Annotated in this window: 7 protein-coding genes; 3 read left to right on the forward strand and 4 right to left on the reverse strand. The window is 44.9% G+C overall.

All coding sequences use genetic code 11. The features are described from left to right. Window positions 1–6 precede the first annotated feature (6 nt). The 4 genes from HBAL_RS13615 to HBAL_RS16785 all read right to left on the reverse strand — a co-directional run bounded on the left by HBAL_RS13615 (window position 7) and on the right by HBAL_RS16785 (window position 5,531). Window positions 7–783, reverse strand: a complete 777-nt coding sequence (locus HBAL_RS13615; RefSeq protein WP_015828526.1) for an enoyl-CoA hydratase-related protein — start codon at window positions 781–783, stop codon at window positions 7–9. A gap of 31 nt (window positions 784–814) precedes the next feature. Then, the gene (locus tag HBAL_RS13620) at window positions 815–2,311 is read right to left on the reverse strand and encodes a CoA-acylating methylmalonate-semialdehyde dehydrogenase (RefSeq protein WP_015828527.1); all 1,497 of its coding nucleotides are present in this window, start codon (window positions 2,309–2,311) and stop codon (window positions 815–817) included. 305 nt (window positions 2,312–2,616) lie between these two features. Then, window positions 2,617–5,373, reverse strand: coding sequence for a bifunctional aconitate hydratase 2/2-methylisocitrate dehydratase (locus HBAL_RS13625; RefSeq protein ID WP_015828528.1), 2,757 nt, complete (start codon window positions 5,371–5,373; stop codon window positions 2,617–2,619). Further along, entirely contained in the window at window positions 5,370–5,531 is a 162-nt protein-coding gene (locus tag HBAL_RS16785) for a hypothetical protein (protein ID WP_015828529.1), read from the reverse strand. Before HBAL_RS16785 ends, HBAL_RS13625 begins: the two co-directional genes overlap by 4 nt. Window positions 5,532–5,883: 352 nt before the next feature. Here HBAL_RS16785 and HBAL_RS13630 point away from each other — a divergent pair, with 352 nt between their 5' ends. From HBAL_RS13630 to HBAL_RS13645, 3 genes are all read left to right on the forward strand, one after another. Beyond that, window positions 5,884–8,652: a TonB-dependent receptor gene (locus HBAL_RS13630; protein WP_015828530.1), complete on the forward strand. Its 2,769-nt coding sequence runs from the start codon at window positions 5,884–5,886 to the stop codon at window positions 8,650–8,652. 208 nt (window positions 8,653–8,860) lie between these two features. Further along, entirely contained in the window at window positions 8,861–11,278 is a 2,418-nt protein-coding gene (locus HBAL_RS13640) for a TonB-dependent receptor plug domain-containing protein (protein ID WP_015828531.1), read from the forward strand. A gap of 151 nt (window positions 11,279–11,429) precedes the next feature. Next, window positions 11,430–12,737 carry an aminotransferase class V-fold PLP-dependent enzyme gene (locus tag HBAL_RS13645; RefSeq protein WP_015828532.1) on the forward strand — a complete coding sequence of 436 codons (1,308 nt, stop codon included), beginning with the start codon at window positions 11,430–11,432 and terminating at the stop codon, window positions 12,735–12,737. Window positions 12,738–12,749: the final 12 nt, after the last annotated feature.

Below are 12,749 nucleotides of genomic sequence, written 5' to 3' on the forward strand. Positions count from 1 at the left end.
TCTCTCCTATTTGTCCAAGAAGGACGCTTTTCGTTTTTCAGCAAAAGCAGCCATGCCTTCTTTTTGGTCTAACGTGCCAAACAGCCCCATAAACAAGCGGCGTTCATATTTCACACCCTCTGTCGTAGATAATTCCAATGAACGCGTGACCATTTCTTTTGATGCAAGTATTGATGGCAAAGAATAGTTTGCAATTTCCATTGCCGCGCTCATGGCTTCATCCATAAGCTTGTCATGTTCAACTAAGCGCGAACACATACCTATTCTATTAGCTTCAGCGCCATCAATCATGCGTCCAGTGAGAACCAGATCCATCGCGCGCGCCTTACCGATTGCTTTTGTCAAGCGAATGGACCCGCCCATTCCAGGTGTGACACCAAGCTTAATTTCAGGCTGTCCAAATTTGGCTTTATCTGAAGCAATGAGCATATCGCACATAAGGGCAAGCTCGCAGCCCCCGCCAAGCGCAAACCCGTTCACCGCCGCAATAACCGGCTTACGACAAGCCGCAAACTTATCCCAACCCGCAAAATAATCAGCAAGGAACATATCGGAAAAAGACTGATCTTTCATCTCTTTGATATCTGCGCCTGCTGCAAAAGCACGTCCGGCACCCGTTAGAATAGAAACAACAATTTCAGGGTCTCTATCAATGTCATCAAACGCTGAAACAATATCATTCATTATCTGAGCATTAAGTGCATTCAGCGCTTCTGGGCGGTTCAATGTTACAACTGCAATGCGGTTGTTTTTTTCTACAATAATCGATTCATATGAACTCATACCCTTAGCCCTTTTCAGTCTTGAAATGCACCTATTGCATGGTCGGAATAATAAATGCTTGGTCTGCTATGTCACCCTCCGGCCATCGTTGCGTAATCGTTTTAACTTTCGTCCAAAAACGCACCCCCTCCGGTCCATGTTGATTGACATCACCGAATGCAGAACGCTTCCATCCACCAAATGAATGATAAGAAACTGGCACTGGAATTGGCACATTTATGCCAACCATGCCGACCTGAACTTTGGCCGCAAAATCACGTGCAATTCGGCCAGATCGCGTAAAGATCGCAACACCATTTCCATATTGATGATTGGTTGCAAGTGCGGTTGCTTCTTCTAAGGTTTCAGCGCGAACAATCTGCAATACCGGGCCAAAAATTTCCTCTTTATAGCTCTGCATGTCTGGTTTCACATAATCAAATAAAGATGGTCCAATAAAGAAGCCATTCTCATGGCCTTGCAGCTTCAAACCACGGCCATCTAGCTTGAGCTCTGCGCCCTCATCCACCCCCATCTGGATGTAACTCTCAATCTTATGCTTATGGGCAGCGCTGACGACCGGCGCAAAATGAGCTTCGGAATCTGTGGAAACGCCAACTCTCAGCTCTTTGGCCGCATCCAACATGCGCTCTATGAATGCATCCGCCGTTTTTTGTCCGACGGGCACCGCAACAGGCAACGCCATGCAGCGCTCTCCAGCCGAACCATAAGCTGCACCCACAATATCTTTAACAACCTGATCCATATCAGCATCAGGCATGATAATGCCGTGGTTTTTTGCACCGCCCATAGCCTGCACGCGTTTTCCATGCGCTGTGCCAGTCGCGTAGACATATTGTGCAATATCAGATGAACCCACAAAAGATATCGCTTTGACGTCAGCATGGGTTAGCAAGGCGTCAACGGCCAGTTTGTCACCATTCAGGCAATTAAAAACGCCTTCTGGTGCGCCAGCTTCCAACATAAGCTCAGCTAAACGCAAAGGCACAGAGGGATCTTTCTCTGAAGGTTTAAGAATAAACGTATTGCCACACGCAACAGACACAGCCCCCATCCAGCATGGTATCATTGCGGGAAAATTAAACGGCGTAATCCCAACTGTCACACCCAATGCCTGCCGCATTGAATAGACATCAATGCCGGGGCCAGCATCTTGAGTGTACTCACCCTTTTGCAAATGCGGAATCCCACAAGCAAACTCCACCACATCAATGCCGCGTTGAATATCACCTTTAGAATCTGCGACCACTTTGCCATGTTCGCAAGAAAGAAGTTCCGCTAATTCGGTGATATTGTTTTCAAGCAGTCTTTTGAATTCAAACATTACGCGCGCTCGGCGCTGCGGATTTGTTAAAGACCAATCTTCAAAAGCAGCTTTAGCACTTGCAACAGCGACCATCACATCTTGTTGGGAGGCCAAAGAGACACGTGCTTGAACATCACCTGTATTTGGGTCAAAAACATCAGAAAACCGCCCTGATTGGCTTTCAAATGGTTTTCCGCCGATGAAATGATGAATGTCCCGCACGATCGACCTCCAAATAATTATTATCTCTTTTCATCTTCACTACACCTAGAAACAAAGCAGTTAAATATTGAAAAATGCAGATTACATCGGCAAATATGCAGATGAATTGATAAATTTACGTTGGATACGTCCAATACAAAGCTATGAGACGAAAATACGCCCCAACCAAACAGAGAAATTCTCATAAAAAAACTGCCTCTCCCAATATGGAAAAGGCAGTTTGATAACGCGGTTTAGATATCAACTAAGTCATTGTAGAAGCCAAATCATAGCGCCTAGCAATGCTTTAAATTTGAACATCCAAACTAATTCAATGGTGGTGCGTAGCTTGTCAGGTTAATGCCTTCAACAGCTGCTTTGTATTCTTCCATATTTGGCACGCGACCAAGAATTGTTGAAAGAACAACAACCGGCGTAGAAGCCAACAATGACTCACCTTTTTTGTTGTCTGTGTCTTCCACAACGCGACCTTGGAATAGACGTGTAGATGTCGCCATCACAGTGTCACCCTTGGCCGCTTTTTCTTGGTTACCCATACAAAGGTTACAGCCTGGACGCTCTAGATAAAGCATGTTTTCGTATTCTGTACGGGCTGCCGCTTTAGGTGCTGTGTCGTCAAATTCAAAACCAGCGTATTTCTTCAATACATCCCAGTCACCTTCAGCTTTTAGCTCATCAACAATATTGTATGTTGGCGGGGCGACAACCAATGGTGCTTGGAATTCAACTTTACCATTTTGCTTCTCAAGGTTTTGAAGCATTTCGGAAAGTATTTTCATATCACCTTTGTGGACCATACATGACCCAATGAAACCAAGGTCTACTGTCTTCGTACCACCGTAATAAGATACAGGACGGATTGTGTCGTGTGTATAGCGCTTAGATACGTCTTCATTATTGACGTCTGGGTCGGCAATCATTGGCTCAACGATTTCATCAAGATCAATCACGACCTCAGCAAAATATTTGGCGTTGTCATCTGGATTAAGCGGAGGTTGTGCACCAGATTTAATGCCCGCAATACGCTTATCAGCTTTATCAATCAGCCCTTGAAGAACTTTGCCTTCATTGTCCATCCCCTTGTCAATCATGATTTGGATACGGCTTTTTGCAATCTCAAGAGATTCAACGAGCGTGTCACTTTCTGAGATACAGATAGACGCTTTGGCTTTCATCTCAGCAGACCAGTCAGTGAATGTGAAAGCTTGGTCGGAAAGCAATGTTCCGATGTGCACTTCAATCACGTGGCCTTGGAACACATTGTCACCAAATTGAGCAAGCATTTGCGCTTGTGTCGCGTGCACAACATCACGGAAATCCATGTGATCTTTCAATGTGCCTTTGAATGTCACTTTAACAGACTCAGGAATTGGCATTGTCGCCTCACCTGTCGCGAGAGCAAGAGCAACCGTTCCAGAGTCAGCACCAAATGCCACACCTTTGGACATACGTGTGTGACTGTCTCCACCGATAATGATATCCCAATCATCAACAGTCAGATCATTCAACACTTTGTGGATCACGTCTGTCAGTGGAGCATATTTGTCTGCTGGATCACGCGCCGTGATCATTCCAAACTTGTTCATAAAGCTCATAAGCTTTGGAATATTTTCTCTCGCTTTTATATCCCAAACAGAAGCTGTGTGACATCCAGATTGATAACCACCATCAACAATTGGAGAAATGACAGTCGCAGCCATTGATTCCAATTCCTGACATGTCATCAGGCCGGTTGTGTCTTGAGATCCAACAATGTTCACCTCAACACGCACATCAGAGCCAGCGTGCAACGTTGCGCCCGGTGTTGTACCGACGGCATTTTTGTTGAAAATTTTCTCAACAGCTGTCAGCCCTTGACCTTTGTGAGAAATTTCTTTTGCAGGTGCATAAGCAGATTTCAATTCTTGCCCAAGTGTTGCAGCCGCGAAAGTTTGAAGCTTTTTACCAAAGACAACAGCATAAGATCCACCCGCTTTCATGAACTCAACTTTTTGCGGTGTGAATGCAGAAGATATATCTGCAAGCTCTTTGTCGCCATTATAGAGCTTTTTCTCTTTAGTGTTGATCGTCAGCACTGTGCCTGTTGCGACAGAATAGGCTTCTTCTAGAACTACATCGCCATTTTCATCTTTGACTACATTGCCATTTGCATCTGTCTTTTTCACCCAGTTTTTAAGGTCAAGACCGATACCACCAGTTACACCGACAGTTGTCAGAAAGATTGGTGAGATACCATTCGTTCCTGCGACCACTGGCGCAATGTTGACGAAAGGAACATATGGGCTTGCTTGTTTACCAGCCCATAAAGCCACATTATTCACACCAGACATACGGGAGGAACCAACCCCCATAGTCCCTTTTTCAGCGATAAGCATTACGCGTGCTTCAGGGTGTTTTTTCTGTAACTCTTGGATTTCTGTCTGTGCTTCAGGTGTAATCATACACTTACCGTGAAGTTCACGATCTGAACGCGAGTGAGCCTGATTACCCGGAGAAAGAAGGTCAGTAGAGATGTCACCTTCACCAGCTATATAAGTGACAACTTTGATTTCTTCTTCAATATCAGGAAGCTTTGTAAAGAATTCAGCTTTGGCATAGCTTTTAAGAATGTCGGCTGCGATAGCATTGCCTGCTTTATAAGCATCAGCCAAACGCGCTGTATCCGCGTCGTATAAGAAGACCTGAGTTTTCAAAACGTCAGCCGCTTTTCCAGCGATAGCGGCATCATCGCCCAAAGCAATATCAAGAAGGACCTCAACAGATGGTCCACCCTTCATGTGAGAAAGAAGTTCAAAAGCAAAATCAGTGGAAATTTCTTCAACACTGGCGTCGCCTAGAATAATTTCTTTCAAAAACAGTGCCTTCTCACCAGCCGCGCTGGTTGTGCCGGGCAACGTATTGTAAATAAAGAACTTCAAAGAGCTTTCACGGTGCTCGTTTTGAGTATCTTTTATTTGCGAGATAATCTCTTTAACAAGTGCGCCATCGTCGATAGGCTTTGGGTTCAAACCTTCGTTTTTACGGTTTGCAATCTCATTCAGGTAGTCGTTGTATAAACTCATGATTGTCCCAACAATTTAGTTTTAGGTGTAGCTTGAACGCCGGGACGCAATATATCTGGCGGGCCGAGAATAAGCTGGTTGGCCGCATAAGTATTTAAGCTGGCATTTTCTTGCAAGTTTTTTTGCGCATTATCTTTGCGAATGATTTTCATTACCATTATAGTATTCCTCTATCATATCGCTTTCACTTCACTTAATCTGTTAAAAGAGTCTCGATTGAGTGTTGAACTAATTGTACCAGACTAGCGAATTACTGTTTAAATTCTATGCGCCAAACGTTCTATCTTTTGCGAATTAATGGCGATGCCGTCAGCAATTTACGCTAAACCATCTTTATACGGATGGTTTACTAACAAGAAGTCTTTATTTTAAATCTGCCACACAAAGAAACTGACACAAAACTCAGATAGAAGCTGAGACGTAGGTTTCAACATGTATGGCTCACTCATCAAGACCTCACATTTCTTTTGTGCTTAGAAATAGCATTCGCTTAACCATTGCGTGCCCATCATGTACGAGCTTTCACTTCGTTTAGAAGTTCTAAAAAGCATATCGGCTAGCCTTGCACTTGGCATATGGTGCTGTGCTTCAGTCTCTCCTGCAATGGCACAGATTGAGCCGTCTTCACCCGCCGCCGATATGACATCGGAAGTTAAAAATTATGTCTACATCCAAAATGATGATTTAAGCGAAGTCCTGACAAAGCTCTCGCATATCTATGACACGAATATACTGTTTTCTTCGGAGGAATTATCTGGGAAAACAGCCAATATTGTTATCGGCTCTTTTACGTTAAGCGAAGTGTTGACCAAAATTCTTGAGCCACAAAACCTAGAGTTTGTTCACGTCGATATAAACTCGATTGCAATCCTCCCATCAAACCAGCCAGCCCCTGAAATTATACCATTCCAGAAGGCCCAAAAATCACGTTCTTTTCACCCGCCGAAAACGCTTCGTCTCAATCAAATTGTTGTCACAGGAACCCGCGCGCCTAACCGTTCGATTTTTTCTTCACTTGCACCTATCGACATTATTCAGGGATCTCATATTCGAGCGAACATATCTGACGATCTCTCTGATGGCTTAGCGCGAAGCCTGCCAAGCTTCACCGCCTATCGATACCCACTGAGTGATGGTTTAATTTTTAATCGCCCAACGGGATTGCGTAGCCTGAATGCTGAACACACGCTTGTACTTGTCAACGGGAAACGGCGTCATAAATCCGCGTTTCTAGAATCCACAAATGGGCACGCCGTTGATCTATCCCAAATCCCTCTCAACATAATCGAACGTGTTGAGGTGCTCAGAGATGGCGCATCCGCACAATATGGATCTGATGCCATTGCAGGCGTCATAAATGTGATACTCGATGAGGATGTGGAACAGAGCCTGTTTTTGCAAACCTCTCAATATTATGAAGGCGATGGCAAATCCATCCGAGCAGGCATACGATCAGGAAAGGCTTTCTTCGATCAAAGCTTTTTCAATTTTGATTTAGAAGCTTTTGGTTCCGAGCCAACCTCCCGCTCAAGGCAACGCCAAGACGCATTGAATTTTGAAGCGGCTCACCCAGAGATAGAGCTCCCCGATCCAGTGCAAAGATGGGGTAAGCCACACAGAAAAGGCGTAAGACTCGCGACGAATTTAAAGTCCTACCTCACCCCGAAACTTATCTTCTATAATTTTGCAAATTTGAATCTCACAGAAGGCAGTTCAGACCTCAATTGGCGCAATCCAGATACAAATCGTGCTTTTAATGAAAGCGATGCGTTTCCTGATTTCAGTTTGAACACGATATATCCAAAAGGTTTCACACCAAATTTTGGTGTCAATGACACCGACATTTCCATTTTTGCAGGTTTGAAAAATGACTCGATCAGCAATACTGGGACAATAAACTGGGATTTTAGTTTGGGTTATGGTCAAAACACGATTGATTATTTTCTGCGTCATTCCATCAATGCATCACTTGGCCCAAACAGCCCCACATCATTCACCCCGGGGACATTACAGCAAACTGAATTGCTATCGAACCTTGATGTGAATTATCAAATTCCACTGCCCAACAATGATAAAAACATCAGCATTGCAGCAGGCTTAGAGGCGCGTTCAGATGGCTATCGCGTAAAAGCAGGTGATCTTGCATCCTACGCCATCGGTCCGGGGATTGTGGATGACCTGCCCCCCGGGTCCAACGGTTTTCCTGGCTACACCCAACAACAAGCCATAAATGTTAGCGAAGTCAGTTCGGCAGCTTATATAGATACCGAAATCCCGTTGACATCTCGCTGGACACTTGGATTTGCAACACGATTTGAAAATTCAAAGGCCTATGACAACAATTTTACCGGTAAACTCTCATCCTTATATCAAGTGACGCCTGAATTTCTGTTTAGAACAACATTCTCGACTGGATATCATGCGCCGACACAGGGGCAATTATACAGTGAGCGTACAAATCAAAGTCTAGATGTTGAAACGTTGGATGTCCTGACAAATGGGCGAATAGCGCCCACTAGCCCTATCGCAAAAATAGTATCTAAACGCGATGATGTTTCGATAATACCTCTTCGTCCTGAGACATCTGAAAATTTCTCTTTTGGCTTTGCTTATAATGTGGATCACCAAATTTCAGTCACCGCGGACCTCTATCAAATCAATGTTGATGACAGACTTAGCCTAACCAATTCTTTGGTTCTGACCGCAGAAGAACGCGCAGCAGTGTCTCAGATTGATGGTTTTAAAAATATAGATATATCGACCGTAAACTTCCTGCAAAACAACATGAACACACGCACACGCGGGCTTGATATTGTCACTTCAAAATTCTTTGAATTAGAGACAGCGCAATTAAACCTAACCGCCGCATACAATTATAATGAAACCCGTGTTCTCGACCTCAATAGTATAGAAAACACACTTTTACGTTTGCGAACCGAAAACCAAACCCCAACTCACCGAGCAAGTGTATCAGCAGAATTGAGCAAAGATAAATGGTCCATCACGGGGCGACTACGCTATTATGGACCGTGGAGATATGATGCAAGCAGCAACATAGATGACCCCCTGCAAACATTTGGAGAAGAGTTTATTTTCGACCTCAGCCTCTCTTATGATTTAAACAATTCTCTCTATCTTCAGGCCGGTGTTGAAAACTTATTTAATAACTATCCTGATGAAGCCAGTTATCAATCAAATCGCGGTCTGATATATTCACGCAACGCACCATATGACACAGATGGCGGCGTTGCATACATTAAGTTCAAATACTCAAAATAATTATAAATCGTTATATTTCAACAAAATAGGAAAGTTTAAGGCTTTAAAAGCTTTGCATTTGTGTGAAACTTTTATGAAGTCGAACTTTTGATCGACACAAACCTGAAATGCCCTCGTCACCCTTATTGCACAGCGAGTTTCTCTATTGGGGAACGGGTCTCTCGCTTGATGTGCTTGCATTCTGCAAAGTGATCGAACGGGGTTTTCAATGTTCAAGACGTCTCATTTTCGCGCTGGCCTTTTTCTGGCATCAGCTTCCATCATTTCTATGGCTTCAACCGCAATGGCACAGGAAACATCCTCTGCCAAAAAAGACTCGCCTCGGGTTGAAGACACCATCATCGTAACGGGTACACGCCAAGCACAACGCACAGCATTTGGCTCACTTGCACCTATTGATGTAATTAGCGGTGATGCTATATCAAACGGCGCATCCGAAGACCTTCTCGACACACTTGCGCAAAACGTCCCATCTTTTAAGGTTCAACGCCTGCCAATGGCTGATGGTCAGGTGTTCGTCCGCCCTGCAACATTGCGCGGCCTTTCTCCAGATCAGACACTTGTCCTAGTTAACGGCAAACGCCGCCACCGCTCTGCTTTGCTTGGTGGCAATGGCGCGCAGTCAGCTGACCTAGCCACAATCCCCTCTTCAGCAATCAAACGTATCGAAGTTTTGCGTGATGGTGCTTCTGCGCAATACGGATCAGACGCGATTGCCGGTGTGATCAACATCATCCTGAAAGACGACGCTGGGTTTGGTGGTTTTGCACAAGGCTCTCAATATTATGAGGGCGATGGGAATGCATACCGCCTTGGTGGTCGTGCTGGTTTTGACCTTGCTGACAATGGTACGCTCGTTCTGTCTGGTGAGTATTTCGACAATGAAATCACATCGCGCTCCCGCCAACGTCCTGACGCCATTGAATTCCAAGAGGCAAACCCAGATGTTGATGTTCCAAACCCTGTCCAAAACTGGGGACAGCCTGAACGCAATGGTTACCGCTTCACTCTAAACTCTGATTATGACTTCTCAACTGCCTTAAGCGGATATTTGTTCGCAACATATGGCGGCGGCGAAGGTCTGTCTGACTTTAACTGGCGCAACCCGACGAGCGGCATTTTCAACACAAGTACAATCTACCCTGACTTCAACCTGCTCGACATCTACCCTGCAGGCTTTAGTCCAGACTTTGGCCAAGAAGACACAGATCTTTCTGTGACAACAGGTCTTAAAGGAGCCGTCGCGAATGATGCATTATCTTGGGAATTCTCAGTTGGGTACGGATCCAACGAGATTGAATACAATATCTCAAACACGATCAACGCATCACTTGGCCCAAACAGTCCAACATCTTTCTACATCGGTTCATTGAAACAAGACGAACTCAATGTGAATGCTGACTTTGTCTATGTTGTGGACTTTGGACTTGCTGACAATGCAAACATCGCTTTTGGAGCGGAACGCCGTATGGAAACATACACAATCTCTCCGGGAGAAGAAGCCTCATATCTTGTCGGTCCAGCTGCTGCAGAAGGACTCGCATCTGGGTCTAATGGTTTCTTCGGTTTCAGTGAGTCTCAATCGGGTGAATTTGAACAAGAAAGCTATGCCGCTTATCTTGATGTCGAGCTACCATTTACGGACAAGTTTACTTTAGGAACTGCCGCTCGTTTTGAAGACTTCTCAGAATTTGGTAATTCACTGACAGGTAAAATTTCTGGACGTTATGAATTCACTTCTGAGCTTGCCCTTCGTGCAACTGCATCGACAGGGTTTCGTGCACCAACTCCAGGTCAACTTTTCTCAGAACGTAACTCTTCTGGTCTAGACACGACCACATTGGAAGTGTTCACGAACGGACGTTACTCCCCTGTTGGCGCAGTTGCAGCCATCATTAATGAACGTGCTGACGTAGACATCAAACCACTCGATGCTGAAGAATCTATCAACTTCACAGCGGGTCTTGCATACCAAAGTGCAAGTGGCATCACAGCCTCCATCGACCTTTACCAAATCGATATTGAGAACCGTTTTGGAACGTCTGCTGGTTATTCTCTCACAGATGAAGAGCGCGCTCAATTGGTTGCACTCAATGTTACGGGCGCGGAAACGATTAGCCGCGTTCAATTCTATCAGAATGATTTTGACACCACTTCAAAAGGCGTCGATCTCGTTTTAGGTTATAAAACAGGTGAGCTGTCGCTTTTGGCTGCTTATAACTATAACAAAACGGAAGTCACAGGCGGAAGCCTTGAAGCCAACTCAACACAAAAGACAGTGTTTGAAGAACGCCTTCCACAACATTCTGCCAACTTCTCAGCAGATTACACACTTGGTGCTTTCGTTCTTGGGTCTAAATTGCGTTATTACGGATCATGGACAGATAGCTCTGGTAATTCTGATGGTGATATCTTCCAAGAATTTGGCGGGCAAGCTTTCCTTGATGTTTCGGCCAAATGGAACATTAACGACACAATGTCCTTCACTGTCGGTGCAGACAATGTGTTGGATACTTATCCAGATGAAGCCACATTCCAAGCTAATCGTGGTCTGATCTATTCGCGTAACGCACCTTATGACACCGATGGTGGTCTATACTATGCGCGTTTCAACTTCGATTTCTAAACGCGTTTCCCCTCAGACAGGTAAAATCCCCTACTGACCCCTGTCTGGCGAGACTATGGGGACATTGAAAAATGTCTCCATAGTTTGCGTTTGGGCGAAATCAATTCAAACAAATCATGTACCAAAGATTGACCAGAAGGACGCGTTCAAGATGGAAAACATTCACCGCCGCACACTCCTAAAAACAGCACCTTTAGGAGCGCTTGCTTTTACCTCCGCCTGCCAATCTATATCCAAGACAACTCAAACCAATCAATCAACATCATCGCCAAACAATCTTGCTAAAGATGAGGCATTCTGGGCCCATATCGCCTCGCAATATGATATGAAACCAGACATTATAAATGTTGAAAATGGTAATTGGGGCGTCATGTCCCGACCGGTGCTGAACGCCTATATCGCCCATACTGAGCGGGTAAATCGCGACAATTCATTCTTTTCAAGACGTGAATTCTACGGTGAATTGCGTCCTATTCTTGAAAATCTGGCAACACGCCTAGATGTGTCAACTTCTGAACTGGCCATAACCCGCGGCGCAACAGAAGCCTTATTTAATATCATCAATGGCTTTAACAAACTGCAAGCCGGTGACGGTGTGATGATCGCTGATCTAGACTATGATTCAGTGCGAGACGCGATGCGCAATATTGCGAAACAAAACAGATGCGAATTAATAGAGCTTACACTCCCTGAACCTGCTAGTTTTGACGCAATTATCACGCATTATACCCAAGCATTGGAAAACCACCCCAACACCAAGCTATTGCTGCTTACTCACATAAGCCACCGCACAGGTCTCGCTATTCCAGTGCGGGAGATTACGCAAATAGCGCAAGCACGCGGTGTGCGTGTTGTGGTAGATGCAGCCCATTCATGGGGCCAAATGGATTTTACACTTTCTGATTTGGGTGCAGATTTTGTAGGGCTAAACCTACACAAATGGATTGGTGCCCCGATTGGTGTCGGGCTTATGTATATTCGTGAAGACCGCCTCGCTGAAGTTTCACCCAATATTTGCGCTTCAGATGGCGAACAAGATAAAATCTATGGGCGCGTCCACACAGGCACCAGTAATTTTGCCGCCATACTCACTGTTCCTGATGCCCTCGCTTTCCACGATATGATTGGCCCTAAAAACAAAGAAGCACGTTTAAAATATCTGCGTTCGCTCTGGGTAGATGCTTGCAAGGATAATTCTCGTATCCAGATATTAACGCCTGAAGATAACCGCCTTCATGCCGGCATAACTTCTTTTCGTCTAAAGGACATCACAAGCACAACAGGCAACAAAGCGCTCGCTGAACATTTATTGAAAGAGCACAACGTCTTTTGCGTGCACAGAAATGGCATTGCATCTGGTAGCTGCATTCGCATAACGCCAAATGTTTATAATAGCCCAGCAGATATGAGTCTCACTGCAAAAGCTGTCATAAAAACCGCGTTAAACTACTCGCCATAACGTATCAGACTG

This window comes from Hirschia baltica ATCC 49814, from assembly GCF_000023785.1.
Taxonomy (GTDB): domain Bacteria; phylum Pseudomonadota; class Alphaproteobacteria; order Caulobacterales; family Hyphomonadaceae; genus Hirschia; species Hirschia baltica.